This window comes from Citrobacter sp. KTE30, from assembly GCF_000398825.1.
GTDB classification, from domain to species: domain Bacteria; phylum Pseudomonadota; class Gammaproteobacteria; order Enterobacterales; family Enterobacteriaceae; genus Citrobacter; species Citrobacter freundii.
The window spans coordinates 2374931-2391717 of sequence record NZ_KB976055.1; the positions used below are offsets into that span (position 1 = coordinate 2374931).

Consider the following 16787-nt stretch of genomic DNA (forward strand, 5'->3'; position numbering starts at 1 on the left):
GATGCAAACCGTTTTAGCGAAAATTGTCGCAGACAAGGCGATTTGGGTAGAAGCCCGCAAACAGCAACAACCGCTGGCCAGCTTTCAAAATGATGTTCAACCCAGCTCTCGTGATTTCTACGATGCGCTGCAAGGTGCGCGCACCGCCTTTATTCTGGAATGTAAAAAAGCATCTCCGTCAAAAGGCGTGATCCGTGATGACTTCGATCCGGCACAGATTGCGGGCGTTTATAAACATTATGCTTCCGCGATTTCCGTACTGACCGATGAGAAATATTTCCAGGGCAGTTTTGATTTCCTGCCTATCGTCAGCCGCATCGCGCCGCAACCTGTTCTGTGTAAGGACTTTATTATCGATCCTTACCAGATTTACCTGGCGCGTTTTTACCAGGCGGACGCCTGTTTGTTGATGCTGTCGGTCCTCGATGATGAACAATATCGTCAACTCGCCGCCGTCGCCCACAGCCTGAAAATGGGCGTACTGACCGAAGTCAGCAACGAAGAAGAGCTGGAGCGTGCTATCGCACTGGGCGCCAAAGTCGTTGGTATCAACAACCGCGATTTACGCGACTTGTCGATTGATTTGAATCGCACCCGCCAGCTTGCGCCGCGCCTGGGCCACGGTGTGACCGTCATCAGCGAGTCCGGGATCAACACCTATGGTCAGGTGCGCGAGCTCAGCCACTTCGCCAACGGTTTTCTGATTGGTTCCGCGCTGATGTCGCATGATGATCTGCACGCTGCCGTGCGTCGCGTACTGCTCGGCGAGAATAAAGTCTGCGGTTTAACCCGGGCTCAGGATGCCAACGCGGCGTATAAATCCGGCGCGATTTATGGCGGACTGATTTTTGTACCCACATCGCCACGCGCGGTTAGCGTTGAGCAAGCGCGAGAGGTCATGACCGGCGCGCCGCTGCAATACGTCGGGGTGTTTCGCAACACAGATATTATCGACGTACGTGAAACAGCGGCTGCTCTGGGACTCACTGCCGTGCAACTGCATGGTAGCGAAGATCAAGCCTACGTAGACGCGCTACGCAATGCGCTACCCGCACAGGTACAAATCTGGAAGGCGCTCAGCGTCAGCGATAAGTTGCCAGCCCGTGATTATCAGCATGTCGATAAATACGTCTTCGACAACGGTCAGGGCGGCAGCGGGCAACGCTTCGACTGGTCACTTTTAGGCGGACAATCGCTGGATAACGTATTACTGGCTGGCGGACTTGGCGCAGATAACTGCGTTGACGCGGCAAAAACCGGCTGTGCCGGTCTCGATTTCAATTCTGGCGTAGAGTCACAGCCGGGCATCAAAGATGCACGTCTTCTGGCTTCGGTCTTTCAGACGCTGCGCGCATATTAAGGAAAAGGACATGACAACATTACTCAATCCGTATTTTGGTGAATTTGGCGGTATGTATGTGCCACAGATTCTGATGCCTGCCCTGCGCCAGCTGGAAGAAGCTTTTGTCAGCGCGCAAAAAGATCCTGAATTTCAGGCGCAGTTTACAGACCTGCTGAAAAACTATGCGGGTCGCCCAACCGCACTGACCAAGTGCCAGAACATTACTCAAGGCACCAACACGACGCTGTATCTCAAGCGTGAAGATTTACTGCACGGCGGCGCGCACAAAACCAACCAGGTGCTGGGCCAGGCGTTGCTGGCGAAGCGCATGGGTAAAACGGAAATTATCGCCGAAACAGGCGCGGGGCAGCACGGTGTTGCATCTGCTCTCGCCAGCGCACTGCTGGGGTTGAAATGCCGTATTTACATGGGCGCGAAAGATGTTGAACGTCAGTCGCCGAACGTTTTCCGTATGCGTTTGATGGGTGCAGAAGTTATCCCCGTTCACAGCGGTTCCGCAACGCTGAAAGATGCCTGTAACGAAGCGCTGCGCGACTGGTCTGGCAGCTACGATACCGCGCACTATATGCTCGGTACAGCGGCAGGTCCGCACCCCTTCCCGACTATTGTGCGTGAGTTCCAGCGGATGATCGGTGAAGAAACCAAGGCGCAGATTCTGGAAAAAGAAGGTCGTCTGCCGGACGCCGTTATCGCCTGCGTGGGTGGCGGTTCTAACGCCATCGGTATGTTCGCCGATTTTATTAATGAAACCAGCGTCGGTTTGATTGGCGTAGAGCCAGGCGGTCACGGGATTGAGTCTGGAGAACACGGCGCGCCGTTGAAACATGGTCGTGTCGGGATTTACTTCGGCATGAAGTCCCCGATGATGCAGACCGAAGAAGGACAGATTGAAGAGTCTTACTCTATTTCCGCCGGGCTCGACTTCCCATCGGTCGGGCCACAGCATGCGTACCTGAACAGCATTGGTCGCGCCGATTATGTTTCAATAACCGATGATGAAGCACTGGAAGCCTTCAAAACGCTGTGTCTGCACGAGGGGATTATTCCGGCACTGGAGTCCTCCCATGCCCTGGCACACGCGTTGAAAATGATGCGTGAAAATCCGGAAAAAGAGCAGCTACTGGTGGTTAATCTCTCCGGTCGCGGCGACAAAGACATTTTCACCGTACACGATATTCTGAAAGCGCGAGGGGAAATCTGATGGAACGTTACGAAAACCTGTTTGCACAGCTGAAGGACCGCAAAGAAGGTGCTTTTGTCCCCTTCGTAACCCTGGGCGATCCGTCTGTTGAGCAGTCACTGAAAATCATTGATACGCTGATTGAAGCTGGTGCCGACGCGCTTGAACTCGGCATTCCGTTCTCCGATCCGCTGGCCGATGGCCCAACCATTCAGGAAGCCACCCTGCGTGCGTTTGCCGCCGGCGTCACACCATCGCAATGCTTTGAGATGCTGGCGCTGATTCGCCAGAAACATCCGACGATTCCCATTGGGTTGCTGATGTATGCCAACCTGGTCTTCAGCAAGGGCATTGACGAGTTTTACGCCCAGTGCGAAAAAGTGGGTGTGGATTCTGTGTTGGTAGCCGATGTCCCTGTTGAGGAGTCTGCGCCATTCAGAACTGCTGCACTGCGTCACAACATCGCACCGATTTTCATCTGCCCGCCGAACGCTGATGAAGAACTGCTACGCCAGATTGCCTCTTACGGTCGCGGCTACACTTATCTGCTTTCACGTGCAGGTGTGACCGGTGCCGAAAATCGTGCGGCATTACCGCTGCATCATTTGGTTGAAAAGCTGAAACAATATGATGCACCGCCTTCTTTACAGGGCTTCGGTATCTCTGCGCCTGAACAGGTAGCCGGAGCTATTGAAGCCGGTGCTGCCGGTGCAATTTCCGGCTCGGCAATTGTGAAAATCATTGAGAAAAATGTTGCGGCACCGGAACAGATGCTGGCTGAGCTGAAAGCGTTTGTCAGCACGATGAAAGCCGCCACCCACCAGTAAGTTAAATCAACCGCCAGAGACGTCTGGCGGTTTCACCCTTCTTCCGTGTGCTTCATTCTATACATAGCGCTATCCGCATTCTGAATGGCTACATCCAGTTCACCGTTCACCTCTGCAATTCCCCACGATACTGACAATGGCACGGTATGCCCATCCACCACAAACACATGACTGGTCACCTGCCCGCTAATACGTTGCGCGATTGCTATGGCGTCAGTTGCCTGCGATCGAAACAGCAGGATCATAAATTCATCCCCGCCGGTACGAATTACAATATCGTGGCTGGTGCGAGTGTTTGACAGCATCCTGTTGGCGATAATTTGCAACGCGCGATCGCCTGCCGCGTGGCCCCAGGTATCATTGACGGCCTTAAATTTATTGCAGTCCAGTAGCACCACCGAACAGTGTGATAAATCCCGACGCTTGATAATGTCGAGTATTCGGCGGTTAAAACAGCCGGTCAGAGTATCGATATAAACCTTGAGGTCGCTTTCGTTTAGCCATGACTTTAACGAGAAGCTAATGATGATGAAAAAGAACGGCGCCAGCAGGATAACAATCCCGGCATGTGTATCGCGCGCCATAAAACGGCCTAATGAAAGCGAATAGTGCAGCGCATATTTCTCCGAAAAATTGCGCACCAAATAGCTGGATTGCCCCGCACATTTGCCGGATAAGCAGAGGCTCTCTTTGTTGGTCAGATTCACTAACTCCACGTTCAATCCGGGAAGGATTTGATTATCAAACGCCTCGGCTAACGCTTCCTGCAGCTCAGGCTTCGAATGATCATAGACCAGATAGGCAACGATTTGGTCTGATATCTCTTTACCCGACAGATCGTAGATATAGCTCACTACGCTGTAGGCTTTTTCACCGGTAATTTTATCGGTATAGAAGTTTGTTGAACTGAGAGCTTTATTTTTGACGTTTTTTTGCAACAACCGGGTATAGAAATCGGTGGGCGGATAGAAAAAATGCGTAATATCCATCGCCATTTCGGAGTCAGAAAAACTGAAATTGCGCGAGTCGGAATCCATAAACCAATAAAAATAATCTGAATTGCTGGCGATAATGTAACGGTGCGCATCGAAGCTGCCTGGATTTAGCTCATTAACCATTCCGCGAATGAACTCCGCCGCAGTATACATACACAGCGCATTATGGTTGGGTTGCTGAGTAATAATCGTCCCCGTTGCAGAATGAACCCGCTTTGGGTCGGCGTTAATTCCCCATTCATCTTTGTTTCGCGGAACAAACTGCGCCATAACACCACACTGTTCGCCGGTTTTGATGTGGTAATAACGCTCGCCAATCGCATCGGCAATCAGTTCATTATCGTTAAAAATGTCCAACATGTGAGCTTGCAGGCGGCTAACGCCTTCACTGGCGGCCGCCATACGCTGTTCATAAATGATAAACAGAAACAACGAGGTAAAAATCAACGTAATGAGCCCGGATACCAGCAGAGCCTGCCTGTTTCTGAGCTTATCCTGCACAATCTTCACGAGTCCACCCTGATAGTTAACAGTATTGCCAAATCGGTTACCCGTTTATGTTGTTGCATAACAGCGTTGTACGTTGATAGAGAATGTTTGCCACTCCGAAGCAGGTAAGTTGATGTAGCCCGCAGCAGCGCGCGTAGGTTACAGATTTATACAATAAAAGCACATATTTGTTAACATAAGCGCAAACTAATCATCACCTTCGATAGGATACCCTGCCCGCCGGATGGCCTCGCGGCAGTCGTTTACGCCTGCGGCATAGCCCGCCTCAATCTCACAAACCGGACTTGCGCTGCAATAAGGTAGTGTAACCGGAGTCGCAATAAGTTTCTCCAGCGCCTCAATTTTATCCATGCAAAGCAATAATTCACGTGCAACACTCACGGCAAACGCTGCCGTTTGATCCTCGTAGAACGGTTCCAGAAGTGTGATTTTTTGCTGTAGCAGATGGCGGGTCAACATCATCAGCAATCCCCTCAAAGTTGGTTTGCTTAAAGAGTAGCACTACATCAAAGGGGAGAAAGGCAGGATGTTTTCCCCAGAATTTTTTAAATGAAGAACGAGGGGAATTTTTCCTGGCTGCTAACCACGGGCAGGTATGCCCGGAATCTATACAGTTCAGTCGTTTTGGTTGTGCAACCATTAATGAAGTTGACTTCAAAAAGTCCCTTGCGAGACACTGAAGGAAAGCATGCCAAATATGGGTGAACTTGTTGAGACATCTGTTGATTAAATTAGTTATGTTAAGCGTTGGATTTTTAAGCGCTGGGGACATACTGGCAAATACTCCGGAACAGGTAATCACCGCTTTCCAGAGGGATTATAAATATTGGAATGACCAGTCATTTCAGAGAAATCAGAACTACGGAAAGCAAGAAGTTATGCTCCTGGCCCAGAAGGGTTGGAATGAGCTTTTGAATAAATATACAAAACCTGGTTTTCAGGGCGAGCCTATAGCTTTTGGTTCTGAGTCTAGTCATGATCCTGAGCAAGAGAACATCATATCGGTTCATATTTCTGAAAAAGTAGCGACCGTGACGACCAGATTATCGAGGCAGTATTATTCACCTGTTTATGAATATCAATTGTCCAAAGAGAATGATACCTGGTACCTATCTCAGATATTTTTAGTTGATGATGATGGAAAATATCCGAGTTTGTAATAAATAGTGCACTCATTACAACTTTATGAGTTAAAAAAATCTGCCATAATGACAGATTTCTTTAATCTATCATTAGAGATTTGCAACGTTATGATATACTTTTTGAACATCATCGTCATCTTCAAGAGCATCAACAAGCCCTGCAAAGACTTCTAAATCTTCTGGTGAAAGTTCAATTTCTGATTGAGCAATCATCTCTAATTCTGTAGTTGAGAACTCAGTAATTCCTGCTGCTTTTAGAGCTGCAATGCCTTTATGAAGATCTGTAGATTCAGTATAAATAACGATGTTTCCTTCTTCCTCGGTTACATCACGAACATCTACTTCAGCATTAAGCAGAATTTCAAAAATATGGTCAGGGTCTGTCCCTTCAAATACAATTACTCCGGTATTGTCAAACATATAGCTGACAGAACCCGCCGCTCCGATATTCCCGCCTTTTTTATTAAAAATTGAGCGGACATTAGCAATCGTACGGTTAACGTTTGAAGTCAATGTTTCAGCGATAATCAGTGAGCCACTGGGACCAAAGCCTTCATAACGCCCTTGCACGAACGTTTCATCGCTGCCGCCTTTGGCTTTATCAATGGCTTTATCAATAACGTGTTTTGGAACCTGAGCTTGTTTCGCACGTTCAATAACGAATTTTAAAGATGTATTTAATTCTGGGTCTGGTTCGCCTTGTTTAGCAGCAGCATAAATTTCTACACCGAATTTTGCATATACATTAGACGTTGCACCGTCTTTAGCTGTTTTTTTAGCAACAATATTTGCCCACTTACGTCCCACTGGAATGATCTCCTCGAAAATTCATTTACATTATTGAATGGTAAATAATCTGCCATCACATTATATCATGATGTATAAACCTTAGTCCATGAAAAATAAAATATCCAAATTTTACGATATGTTACTTTAATTTTATCAATAGTTAACATTTTGGATAAGTTATCCCCTGATTATCTGCAGGTTCTTTTTTGTACGTAATAAATGAGCCGCAGTAATAATGCATAAGAGAATAGAAACAAAAGCGATATTCCAGATAAACACACTGGCTATTAAAGTTACCGCGGTACTGCTTAAAGAGAGCGCTACAAGTCATCTTGCACTGCGCCTTATTTGATAGTGTGTTCGTTTAGTACCGGGACAAGATACTTAGCCTATATTTACTCCACCACTCCAACAAAGGGAAATGCTAAATGGGTGGAGCGGTACAACCAGCATCTCTGACTGATGTATTCAGAAGCACACGTGACTCAGTTGACTACGGCTGGTCAAAATAACGATACGCGTGGAAAAGAATGGAAAAAACTGGTCATTTGATGACCAGTTTTGCAGAGGAGTTTTGCAGAAGAACTTAAAAACGATAACCCGCAGAGAACATAAACACCCACGGATCGAGGCGTACACTGTCGCTATAACGGGCTTGCGGCAGAACAGCACCATTAGATTTGTACTTCGCAGTAGTATCGATATCCATGTACCAGACCGACATGTTAATCAGCCAGTCGCGGTTAATCAGATAGTCCATACCGACTTGCCCTGCTGCACCCCAGGAATCTTTCAGACTCAGGTCCGATAATCCTGTTTCTTTACCGTTATCGTTAAAGCCTTCATCGAAGAAGGTCGTGTAGTTCACACCAACACCTACGTACGGACGCAGTTTACTGCTGGAGTCACCGAAGTACCACTGTGCCATTAACGTCGGCGGCAAATGATGTACGGTGGCAATATCACCTGTTGCTGCAGTACCAATTTTATGGCGGAACGGTGTAGCCGCCAGTAATTCAACACCGATATTGTCGGTTGCCATGTAGGTAAATGTCAGACCCAACTGCGTGTTATTGCTGACATCAAAGCCACCTAAGCTGCCCAGCGTACCACCTGCACCTTCCGTCGGTCTGACGGTGGCAGAACCTGCACGAATAAAGAACTCTCCAGCTTCATGCGCAAATGCGTTACCAGAGAGAAGAGTTGTTAAAACCAATGCTGCAACTGTTAATTTTTTCATGTCCGCTCCATCGTTATGGTTATAAAAGCGGAATGAATATACCTACTTTGGAGTAATAAATGATCTAACATGGATCACATTGACTTTGATAATTTAACATTTATTGATCCAGGTTAAGTTAGAACTTGCATTCAAAATCCTGGTTAAATTAATTCAGATCAATTTTGATATATTTTCAATGTGCAAGTACCTCCAGCTCATTGCTGATGGGTGATGGTTATCTGCACGTGATGCGCAGATAACAAACAGCGTTCATGCACGACGCTGAAGTCATAGCCAAAAATTACCGCAGCTTTACAAAGATATGCTTTTCCATACATCGCGCGATGCTGCCACTGTAGAGTTATCCAGGGTACAATTGCCCGCAAATGAACACCTGCAAAACTCAAGGAGAGTGCATGTCTATCACGGCGAAATCCGTTTACCGTGACACGGGAAACTTTTTCCGTAATCAATTCATTACCATCTTGCTGGTATCGTTGTTGTGCGCGTTTATCACAGTGGTGTTAGGGCATGCCTTTTCCCCCACTGACGCACAAATTGCGCAACTCAGTGAAGGCGATCAGTTAACCAGCAGCGTGGGGTTGTTCGATCTGGTGCAAAACATGACCCCGGAGCAACAGCAAATTTTGCTACGCGCTTCCGCGGCGTCTACGTTTTCTGGTCTGATTGGTAATGCCATCCTTGCCGGTGGGGTCATCCTGATGATTCAGCTGATTTCAGCAGGTCATCGGGTCAGCGCATTACGTGCCATCGGCGCCAGTGCGCCAGTGTTGCCAAAGCTGTTTATTCTGATTTTTTTGACTACTCTGCTGGTGCAAATCGGTATTATGCTGGTTGTTGTTCCCGGTATTCTGCTGGCCATCCTGCTGGCACTCGCACCTGTGATGTTGGTACAGGACAAAATGGGTGTCTTTGCCGCGATGCGCAACAGTATGCGTCTGGCGTGGTCGAATATGCGACTGGTTGCGCCGGCAGTAATCGGTTGGTTGCTGGCAAAAACGCTGCTGTTGCTTTTTGCGCCAAGTTTTGCAGTACTTACGCCGAATGTAGGCGCGGTATTGGCGAATACGCTGAGCAATATGATCTCCGCGGTGTTGCTGATCTATTTGTTCCGCCTGTACATGCTGATTCGCCAATAAACCCTGAACGCATTCCGGGCTTGTACCCGGTGCTTTTGATGACGGAATCGAAGAATGAAGCAGTTTCTTGATTTTTTACCGCTGGTTGTCTTTTTTGCTTTTTATAAGCTTTACGACATCTATGCGGCGACCTCGGCGCTGATTGTCGCGACGGCTGTAGTGTTGATTTACAGCTGGGTTCGCTATCGCAAGGTCGAGAAGATGGCGTTAATCACCTTTGTCCTGGTGGCCGTATTTGGTGGCCTGACTATTTTTTTCCACAACGATGAATTCATTAAGTGGAAAGTAACGGTGATTTACGGGCTGTTTGCTGGTGCATTGCTGGTAAGCCAGTGGGTGATGAAAAAGCCGCTGATCCAGCGCATGTTAGGTAAAGAACTGACCCTGCCGCAGCCAGTGTGGTCGAAACTAAATTTAGCCTGGGCAGTCTTTTTCATCCTGTGTGGTCTGGCGAATATCTATATTGCATTTTGGCTACCGCAGAATATTTGGGTCAACTTCAAAGTGTTCGGCCTGACCGCCCTGACTTTATTCTTTACGCTGCTGAGTGGAGTCTATATTTACCGTCATCTGCCGCAAGAAGATAAATCGTAATACATGCTCGCCAGATCTGCGGATCTGGCGAATTTTTATCCCCTCGCGTTCCATAGAGCTGACAACCTGACTTACATCTGCTCTGCATGCCGCATCCCCTCTGTTCTCGACGCACAAATTCTAGTAGCATCGCGCCTGTAATCTTTCTCTATAGTCGGTTCTACAATGACAACAACGAATAACACTCCCCAGGGTGAACTGGTTTTACGCACTCTGGCCATGCCTGCCGATACCAACGCGAACGGTGATATTTTTGGCGGCTGGCTGATGTCACAAATGGATATAGGTGGCGCGATTCAGGCCAAAGAGATCGCACATGGTCGTGTGGTAACGGTGCGGGTTGAAGGAATGAGCTTTTTGCGCCCGGTCGCCGTAGGTGATGTAGTGTGTTGCTATGCTCGCTGTGTGAAGCGCGGGACAACCTCAATCAGCATCAATATTGAAGTTTGGGTGAAGAAAGTCGCTTCTGAACCTATTGGCCAGCGTTATAAGGCCACCGAAGCTCTGTTTATCTACGTTGCCGTTGATAAAGACGGGAAACCGCGTCCAATCCCCACGTTGGCCTGATAGCACACGCCAGTAATGCTATCCGGCAATCATCACTCTTGATCATTGCCGGACGGCCTGATGCTTACTCGATCTGCGTTGTGCCGTTTAATTTGAAAACAATATTCACCACGAGTCCGGAACCGGGTTTACCTGCTTCATAACGCCATCTACGCATCGCGTTTTTCACTTCACGCTCAAACATATTGGCAGGCTGTGCAGACAGGATCTCCACATTTTCAACCCGACCATCCGGCGTTACATTAAATTTGACCTTTACCCGCCCTTCAATGCGTAGCGCCTGAGCTCGCGCCGGATACTGAGGCTGATTACGGCTTAAAGCGCGTGGGCCCGATGGCGCACTGACCACCGGTTTGCTGGTAGTTGCCGGCGCGGTATTGGTCATTGTGCGCGTAGGTGCCGTATTTTCCAGCGGGGAGGCCGGCCGCGGTTCTGCTGGTTTAACATCGCGTTTCGGCTGCTCTTCCACCTTTTTCACCGGTTTTGGCTTCGGTTTAGGCTTGGGCTTCGGTTTTTCAATCACCACCGGCGCCTCTTTTGGTGGCTCTGGAATCGGCTCTGGTTCCGGTTCAGGCTCGACAACGGGTTCCGGCGGCGGCTGAACGGCCTGAGGTGGTTCGAGATCGGCAGGCGCGACCATCGTGACAGAGATCGGCTGCGCTGGCGCAGGCAGTTCAATAACCTGATGTACCGAGGTATACAGCAAACCAGCCACCACGGCACCATGAATGCCGACAGACAGTAACGTTGGCCAGGGAAAGCGACGAGGTAAATCAAGGGTCATTGAAGTCATAATCGTTTCAGTAAAAAAACCAGGCCCTGATTTTAAATGCAAATAGCAATCATATTCAATAAGCCCATGGCGGTAACTGACATTTAGAACGCGATTTTATGATAAAAAACCACTTTCAGAGTATGGCCTTAACATATCAGTTATCTTTCCGTTGCAGTTGTTAGGCCTTTCCAATAACGTTATTAACGACTTTTACCGTTCAAGGAGTTCTACCCGTGCTGTATGTTATTTACGCCCAAGATATCGCAGACTCTCTCGAAAAACGTCTTTCCGTGCGCCCTGCTCATCTGGCTCGCCTGCAACTCCTTCATGACGAAGGTCGTTTGCTCACGGCGGGCCCCATGCCAGCGGTCGATAGTAACGATCCCGGTGCGGCGGGTTTTACCGGCTCGACGGTGATTGCCGAATTTGAATCTTTGGAGGCGGCACAGGCGTGGGCGGAAGCCGATCCGTATGTTGCAGCGGGCGTTTACGCGCAGGTTTCAGTAAAACCGTACAAAAAAGTATTTTAAAAACAAAACAAAAACAGACATTGGGCACCGCCAGCGGTGCCCTTTTGGGATCAGATGCTGTGGATCGCAAACAGCAACGAGTTGCGTTGATGGTTGAGAATGCACTTTCTGATAGTGTGGATACGCATATTACGACGCGATTGTCCTTCAAGCCAACGTGCTTTACGGCGGCTAGCCTGACGCAGCATCCGCCAGCGTCCCACTTCCGTTCTACTACGCTTCATGTTTACTACTCTTTCAGTCACTGAGTGGCCATTATAACGCCACACCGAATGCAGACCAGCGGTTTTCCCGTGTTTTTATTTGCCAGATTAATCCTGATGCGTAAACTCTTAACAATACGCTTTCAAAAGGATTTTTAAATTTATGACAACCTTCTACACCGTGGTGAGTTGGCTGGTCATTCTGGGTTACTGGGTACTCATTGCTGGCGTAACATTACGCATTCTAATGAAACGACGCGCAGTGCCCTCCGCAATGGCCTGGCTTTTGATCATCTATATTCTGCCATTGGTAGGGATCATTGCTTATCTGTCCTTCGGTGAGCTCCACCTGGGTAAACGCCGCGCCGAACGCGCCCGGGCAATGTGGCCGTCAACGGCCAAGTGGCTGAACGATCTTAAAGCCTGTAAGCATATTTTTGCGCAGGAAAACAGCAGCGTCGCCTCCTCCTTATTTAAACTGTGCGAGCGTCGTCAAGGAATCGCCGGCGTTAAGGGAAATCAGCTGCAGCTGCTCACCAGTTCAGATGACGTGATGCAGGCGCTGATCCGTGATATTCAACTGGCGCGCCACAACATAGAGATGGTGTTCTACATCTGGCAGCCGGGTGGTATGGCCGATCAGGTAGCCGAGTCGTTAATGGCTGCCGCAAGGCGTGGCATTCACTGTCGCCTGATGCTGGACTCCGCCGGCAGCGTGGCGTTCTTCCGCAGCCCTTGGGCGGCGATGATGCGTAACGCAGGTATCGAGGTTGTAGAAGCGCTGAAGGTGAACCTGATGCGTGTATTTTTACGCCGTATGGACCTGCGTCAGCACCGCAAAATGATCATGATCGACAACTACATTGCGTATACCGGCAGCATGAACATGGTCGATCCGCGCTTCTTCAAACAAGATGCAGGCGTTGGGCAATGGGTTGATTTAATGGCAAGAATGGAAGGCCCGGTAGCCACCGCTATGGGCATCGTCTATTCTTGCGACTGGGAAATTGAGACCGGAAAGCGCATTTTGCCCCCGCCGCCGGACGTCAATATCATGCCGTTTGAGCAGGCCAGCGGGCACACCATTCACACAATTGCCTCGGGTCCTGGTTTCCCAGAAGACTTGATTCATCAGGCGCTGTTAACCGCAGCTTATTCAGCGCGCGAATATTTAATTATGACCACGCCCTACTTTGTTCCCAGCGACGATTTGCTGCATGCAATTTGTACGGCAGCACAGCGCGGGGTCGACGTCAGTATCATTCTTCCACGTAAGAATGATTCCCTGCTGGTTGGCTGGGCAAGCCGGGCCTTTTTCACTGAGTTGCTGGCAGCTGGCGTTAAAATTTATCAGTTCGAAGGCGGCCTGCTGCACACCAAGAGCGTACTGGTCGATGGCGAGCTGAGCCTGGTCGGTACCGTTAACCTGGATATGCGCAGTCTGTGGCTCAATTTTGAAATCACGCTGGTCATTGACGATGCCGGATTCGGCGGCGATCTCGCCGCCGTGCAGGATGATTATATTTCGCGTTCCCGCCTGCTTGATGCCCGTTTGTGGGTAAAACGACCACTCTGGCAGCGGATAGCAGAGCGACTGTTTTACTTCTTTAGTCCGTTGCTGTAAAACGTGCCCATCAGACAGTAAACAGGTAGTCATTATGGATATGGATTTGAACAATCGCCTGACCGAAGACGAAACGCTTGAGCAGGCTTACGACATTTTTCTCGAACTGGCTGCGGATAACCTCGATCCGGCAGATATCATTCTGTTCAATTTGCAGTTTGAAGAACGCGGCGGTGCCGAGTTATTCGATCCGGCAGAAGACTGGCAGGAGCATGTTGATTTTGACCTGAACCCTGATTTCTTTGCCGAAGTGGTGATTGGTCTGGCAGATACAGAAGACGGCGAGATTAACGATATTTTTGCGCGCGTTTTATTATGTCGCGAAAAAGATCATAAGCTCTGCCATATTCTCTGGCGCGAATAATCAAACAAAAAAGCTGCTCTCGCAGCTTTTTTCATTTTTAGCCCGGTAGTTTGCTTCCGCAACGGTTACAAAACTGCGCGCTATGTTCGTGCTGCGCCTGCTGACACTGGGGACATTTTCGTTGGTGCCCGCGATGCTGGAACGCACTGCTCATGTGCGTGGTAATCAATCCCGTCGGTATCGCAATCACCGAGTAACCAATCAGGATAAGCACGGACGCCACCATGCGCCCCAACGGGGTGTGCGGGGTGATATCGCCATAGCCGACGGTGGTTACAGTAACAATCGCCCAATACACCGACGCATTCAGCGTAGTAAATCCATATTTTGGCCCTTCAATCAGATACATCATCGCACCAAAAACCACCATCAGAATGGCGATAAAGGAATAGAACAACATCAGCTGATGTCGGGCACTTTTTAACGCATTCCAGAACACCCGTAGAGAAGGCATAAAGCGCAACAGCTTGAGAATACGCAGGACGCGCAGGACACGCATCGCCCGCCAGGCGAAAACATAACTCAGACTGATTTCCGGCCATAGCCACATCACATACAGCGGCAGAATGGTGGCAAGGTCAACTATCCCCCAGAAACTAAACACATATTTGGCGGGATTGGCCCAACAGCATAAGCGCAGAAGATATTCGAGAGTAAAGACCAGAGTAATAAAGATCTCCAGCCAGACAAAAACGCGCCATTCCTCAAAGGTTAAATGGTATTGCGTCCCTACTCCGGACTCAATGAAGATAACAATAACGCTGAGCAAGGCGAATAGCGCGCACATACCTTCAAAGCGACGCCCTGAACGGGTGTTTAAATCGAATAATTTGCGAAAGAGCGCGCGGCGGACAGAAGAGACTAAACCTGGCACAGATACCTCACCAAAAAAAGGGCTGACTTTTGTCAGCCCTCGGAATTATAGCGGGTCTACTTTCAGGCAGGAAACTGCGTGTCGGAAACTTCCTTCGAGAACCGGGCGCGTTTTTGCGCATTCCGGCCCTGCAATCGGGCAGCGCGTACGGAACACGCAACCGGAAGGAGGATTAATCGGGGACGGTAACTCGCCTTCCAGCAACTGGATAACCTTGTTCCTTTCCTGATCCGGATCGGGGATCGGCACCGCAGACATCAGCGCTTTGGTATAAGGATGCAGCGGGTTATGGTACACCTCGTCATAGGTCCCTAATTCCACCGCATGTCCGAGATACATAACCAGCACACGGTCGGAGATATGTTTAACCACCGCGAGGTCGTGGGCAATGAAGATTAACGATAATCCCATTTCTCGCTGAAGTTGTTGCAGCAGGTTAACCACCTGGGCCTGGATTGACACGTCCAGCGCCGAAACGGGTTCATCGCAGATAATCAACTTCGGTTCGAGGATCAGCGCGCGGGCAATACCAATACGCTGACACTGGCCACCTGAAAACTCATGTGGGTAGCGGTTAATCAGGTTGGGCAGTAATCCTACCTTCATCATCATCGCTTTCACACGATCGCGGACTTCCTGACCAGGAAGATTCGGATGATAAGTACGCAGCGGTTCGGCAATGATTTCACCAATGGTCATGCGCGGGTTTAACGATGCCAGCGGATCCTGGAAAATCATCTGGATATCACTGCGTACTTCCCGCCACTCATCGGGTTTCATGCCGAGTAAATCTTTACCCAGCCAGGCAACCTTTCCATCGGTGGCCTTCACCAGGCCGATAATCGCACGGGCAAAGGTCGATTTCCCGCAGCCTGATTCACCGACCACGCCCAGGGTTTCGCCCTCATACAGTCGCAGGGTTACGCCATCAACTGCCTTAAGGGTTTTAGATGGTTGCCAGAACCACTGTTTGCCATCTTTAATATCGAAATGGACTTTAAGGTCAGCAATCTCAAGGAGCACTTTACGTTGTTCGGTTACCGCATTCATACCAGTTCCTCCACCGGCTTAAAGCAGGCGCGCAAACGGCCTGGACTAAATTCCTCCAGTGGCGGAGCACTGCTACAGATTTCCATCGCATGCGGGCAACGCGGCTGGAACGGACAGCCTTTTGGCAGACGCAGCAGGTTCGGTGGGTTGCCCGGGATCGTGAGCATCTCTTCTCCTTCTGCATCCAGACGAGGTACGGCATTCAGCAAACCAATCGAATACGGATGAACGGGCTTATAAAAGACATCCCGCGCACTGCCGTATTCCATAGTACGACCGGCGTACATCACCAGAACTTTATCGCAAATACCGGCAACAACCCCCAGATCGTGGGTGATCATGATAATCGCGGTGTTGAATTCGCTTTTCAGTTCATTCAGCAGCGTCATGATTTGCGCCTGTACCGTCACATCGAGCGCAGTGGTCGGTTCATCGGCTATCAGTAATTTGGGCCTACACAGCAACGCCATAGCGATCATTACGCGCTGACGCATACCACCGGAGAATTCATGCGGATACATTTTCATGCGCTTACGCGCTTCCGGCATTTTCACCGCATCCAGCATTCTGACTGACTCTTCAAAAGCTTCCGCTTTGCTCATGCCTTTATGCAGCATCAGAACTTCCATCAACTGCTCCCCGACCCGCATGTACGGATTGAGAGACGTCATCGGGTCCTGGAAAATCATCGAGATCTGCTCGGCGCGCAGTTTGTTTAGTTCACGTTCCGGTAAGTTCAGAATTTCACGTCCGTTGAACGTAGCGGAGCCCCCGATACGACCATTAGCCGCCAGCAGGCCCATCAGGGCAAAGGCCGTTTGCGATTTACCTGAGCCGGATTCTCCGACAATACCCAGCGTTTCTCCAGCTCGCAGAGAAAAGTTTAAATCGTTGACCGCAGTTACATCGCCGTCGGGGGTAGCGAACGTCACACGCAAATCTTTTACGTTCAGCAGTGCGTTAGCCTGTTGTTGCGCGAGCGGCGCGGTTGAGGTTTCAATTACGCTCATGGCTGCAC

At 49.5% G+C, this 16787-nt stretch carries 19 protein-coding genes and 1 pseudogene; 11 read left to right on the forward strand and 9 right to left on the reverse strand.

Annotation, left to right across the window (positions count from 1 at the left end; genetic code table 11):
• Window position 1 precedes the first annotated feature (1 nt).
• From trpCF to trpA, 3 genes are read left to right on the forward strand one after another with little or no spacing between them, the layout of a single operon-like run.
• On the forward strand, window positions 2-1360 hold the full coding sequence (trpCF, locus tag WC1_RS11800; RefSeq protein WP_003841280.1) for a bifunctional indole-3-glycerol-phosphate synthase TrpC/phosphoribosylanthranilate isomerase TrpF: 1359 nt from the start codon (window positions 2-4) through the stop codon (window positions 1358-1360).
• 10 nt (window positions 1361-1370) lie between these two features.
• Window positions 1371-2564, forward strand: coding sequence for a tryptophan synthase subunit beta (gene trpB, locus WC1_RS11795; protein WP_003020645.1), 1194 nt, complete (start codon window positions 1371-1373; stop codon window positions 2562-2564).
• A complete protein-coding gene (trpA, locus tag WC1_RS11790) occupies window positions 2564-3370 on the forward strand; it encodes a tryptophan synthase subunit alpha (protein WP_003020647.1) in 807 nt (268 codons plus the stop codon). Before trpB ends, trpA begins: the two co-directional genes overlap by 1 nt.
• 32 nt (window positions 3371-3402) lie before the next feature.
• Here the strand turns inward: trpA and WC1_RS11785 are convergent, their stop codons facing one another.
• Window positions 3403-4875, reverse strand: a complete 1473-nt coding sequence (locus WC1_RS11785) for a GGDEF domain-containing protein (RefSeq protein WP_016150341.1) — start codon at window positions 4873-4875, stop codon at window positions 3403-3405.
• 186 nt (window positions 4876-5061) lie between these two features.
• Window positions 5062-5337 carry a hypothetical protein gene (locus tag WC1_RS11780; protein ID WP_003841288.1) on the reverse strand — a complete coding sequence of 92 codons (276 nt, stop codon included), beginning with the start codon at window positions 5335-5337 and terminating at the stop codon, window positions 5062-5064.
• A gap of 260 nt (window positions 5338-5597) precedes the next feature.
• Here WC1_RS11780 and WC1_RS0122800 point away from each other — a divergent pair, with 260 nt between their 5' ends.
• Window positions 5598-6035: a hypothetical protein gene (locus WC1_RS0122800; protein WP_227761066.1), complete on the forward strand. Its 438-nt coding sequence runs from the start codon at window positions 5598-5600 to the stop codon at window positions 6033-6035.
• Between the two features lie 72 nt (window positions 6036-6107).
• Here the strand turns inward: WC1_RS0122800 and WC1_RS11775 are convergent, their stop codons facing one another.
• The gene (locus WC1_RS11775) at window positions 6108-6824 is read right to left on the reverse strand and encodes a YebC/PmpR family DNA-binding transcriptional regulator (protein WP_003020658.1); all 717 of its coding nucleotides are present in this window, start codon (window positions 6822-6824) and stop codon (window positions 6108-6110) included.
• A gap of 568 nt (window positions 6825-7392) precedes the next feature.
• Window positions 7393-8046, reverse strand: coding sequence for an outer membrane protein OmpW (gene ompW / locus WC1_RS11770; RefSeq protein ID WP_016150342.1), 654 nt, complete (start codon window positions 8044-8046; stop codon window positions 7393-7395).
• 283 nt (window positions 8047-8329) lie between these two features.
• Between ompW and WC1_RS24970 the strand changes: the two are divergent.
• The 4 genes and pseudogenes from WC1_RS24970 to yciA form a co-directional block, all read left to right on the forward strand.
• Window positions 8330-8416, forward strand: a pseudogene (locus tag WC1_RS24970) (YkgJ family cysteine cluster protein); the annotation flags it as partial.
• Window positions 8417-8444: 28 nt separating this feature from the next.
• A complete protein-coding gene (locus tag WC1_RS11765; RefSeq protein ID WP_003020663.1) occupies window positions 8445-9188 on the forward strand; it encodes a YciC family protein in 744 nt (247 codons plus the stop codon).
• A 54-nt stretch (window positions 9189-9242) separates the two neighbouring features.
• On the forward strand, window positions 9243-9782 hold the full coding sequence (locus WC1_RS11760; protein WP_003020667.1) for a septation protein A: 540 nt from the start codon (window positions 9243-9245) through the stop codon (window positions 9780-9782).
• A gap of 165 nt (window positions 9783-9947) precedes the next feature.
• Entirely contained in the window at window positions 9948-10349 is a 402-nt protein-coding gene (yciA, locus tag WC1_RS11755) for an acyl-CoA thioester hydrolase YciA (RefSeq protein WP_003020670.1), read from the forward strand.
• A 64-nt stretch (window positions 10350-10413) separates the two neighbouring features.
• Here the strand turns inward: yciA and tonB are convergent, their stop codons facing one another.
• Window positions 10414-11142: a TonB system transport protein TonB gene (gene tonB / locus WC1_RS11750; RefSeq protein WP_168150127.1), complete on the reverse strand. Its 729-nt coding sequence runs from the start codon at window positions 11140-11142 to the stop codon at window positions 10414-10416.
• Between the two features lie 215 nt (window positions 11143-11357).
• Between tonB and WC1_RS11745 the strand changes: the two genes are divergently transcribed.
• On the forward strand, window positions 11358-11654 hold the full coding sequence (locus WC1_RS11745; protein ID WP_003020675.1) for a YciI family protein: 297 nt from the start codon (window positions 11358-11360) through the stop codon (window positions 11652-11654).
• A gap of 50 nt (window positions 11655-11704) precedes the next feature.
• Here the strand turns inward: WC1_RS11745 and WC1_RS24720 are convergent, their stop codons facing one another.
• On the reverse strand, window positions 11705-11878 hold the full coding sequence (locus tag WC1_RS24720; RefSeq protein ID WP_003020684.1) for a YciY family protein: 174 nt from the start codon (window positions 11876-11878) through the stop codon (window positions 11705-11707).
• Between the two features lie 142 nt (window positions 11879-12020).
• On the opposite strand from WC1_RS24720, the gene cls reads away from it, so the two are divergent.
• Together cls and WC1_RS11735 are read left to right on the forward strand one after the other, a co-directional pair.
• Window positions 12021-13481: a cardiolipin synthase gene (gene cls, locus WC1_RS11740; RefSeq protein ID WP_003020687.1), complete on the forward strand. Its 1461-nt coding sequence runs from the start codon at window positions 12021-12023 to the stop codon at window positions 13479-13481.
• Between the two features lie 34 nt (window positions 13482-13515).
• Window positions 13516-13845, forward strand: a complete 330-nt coding sequence (locus WC1_RS11735; protein ID WP_003020691.1) for an HI1450 family dsDNA-mimic protein — start codon at window positions 13516-13518, stop codon at window positions 13843-13845.
• 37 nt (window positions 13846-13882) lie between these two features.
• Here WC1_RS11735 and WC1_RS11730 read toward each other — a convergent pair whose 3' ends face one another.
• From WC1_RS11730 to oppD, 3 genes are read right to left on the reverse strand one after another with little or no spacing between them, the layout of a single operon-like run.
• Complete coding sequence (locus WC1_RS11730) at window positions 13883-14719, reverse strand: ion transporter (RefSeq protein ID WP_003020693.1); 837 nt, start codon at window positions 14717-14719, stop codon at window positions 13883-13885.
• Window positions 14720-14764: 45 nt separating this feature from the next.
• The gene (gene oppF / locus WC1_RS11725) at window positions 14765-15769 is read right to left on the reverse strand and encodes a murein tripeptide/oligopeptide ABC transporter ATP-binding protein OppF (protein ID WP_003020696.1); all 1005 of its coding nucleotides are present in this window, start codon (window positions 15767-15769) and stop codon (window positions 14765-14767) included.
• Window positions 15766-16779 carry a murein tripeptide/oligopeptide ABC transporter ATP-binding protein OppD gene (oppD, locus tag WC1_RS11720; RefSeq protein WP_003833364.1) on the reverse strand — a complete coding sequence of 338 codons (1014 nt, stop codon included), beginning with the start codon at window positions 16777-16779 and terminating at the stop codon, window positions 15766-15768. Before oppD ends, oppF begins: the two co-directional genes overlap by 4 nt.
• Window positions 16780-16787: the final 8 nt, after the last annotated feature.

Bases quoted from the DNA above. Each gene is read 5' to 3' on its own strand.
- trpCF (WP_003841280.1), top strand. From the start codon at position 2: ATGCAAACCGTTTTAGCGAAAATTGTCGCAGACAAGGCGATTTGGGTA.
- trpB (WP_003020645.1), top strand. From the start codon at position 1,371: ATGACAACATTACTCAATCCGTATTTTGGTGAATTTGGCGGTATGTAT.
- trpA (WP_003020647.1), top strand. From the start codon at position 2,564: ATGGAACGTTACGAAAACCTGTTTGCACAGCTGAAGGACCGCAAAGAA.
- WC1_RS11780 (WP_003841288.1), bottom strand. From the start codon at position 5,337: ATGATGTTGACCCGCCATCTGCTACAGCAAAAAATCACACTTCTGGAA.
- ompW (WP_016150342.1), bottom strand. From the start codon at position 8,046: ATGAAAAAATTAACAGTTGCAGCATTGGTTTTAACAACTCTTCTCTCT.
- WC1_RS11765 (WP_003020663.1), top strand. From the start codon at position 8,445: ATGTCTATCACGGCGAAATCCGTTTACCGTGACACGGGAAACTTTTTC.
- WC1_RS11760 (WP_003020667.1), top strand. From the start codon at position 9,243: ATGAAGCAGTTTCTTGATTTTTTACCGCTGGTTGTCTTTTTTGCTTTT.
- yciA (WP_003020670.1), top strand. From the start codon at position 9,948: ATGACAACAACGAATAACACTCCCCAGGGTGAACTGGTTTTACGCACT.
- tonB (WP_168150127.1), bottom strand. From the start codon at position 11,142: ATGACTTCAATGACCCTTGATTTACCTCGTCGCTTTCCCTGGCCAACG.
- WC1_RS24720 (WP_003020684.1), bottom strand. From the start codon at position 11,878: ATGAAGCGTAGTAGAACGGAAGTGGGACGCTGGCGGATGCTGCGTCAG.
- cls (WP_003020687.1), top strand. From the start codon at position 12,021: ATGACAACCTTCTACACCGTGGTGAGTTGGCTGGTCATTCTGGGTTAC.
- WC1_RS11735 (WP_003020691.1), top strand. From the start codon at position 13,516: ATGGATATGGATTTGAACAATCGCCTGACCGAAGACGAAACGCTTGAG.
- oppF (WP_003020696.1), bottom strand. From the start codon at position 15,769: ATGAATGCGGTAACCGAACAACGTAAAGTGCTCCTTGAGATTGCTGAC.
- oppD (WP_003833364.1), bottom strand. From the start codon at position 16,779: ATGAGCGTAATTGAAACCTCAACCGCGCCGCTCGCGCAACAACAGGCT.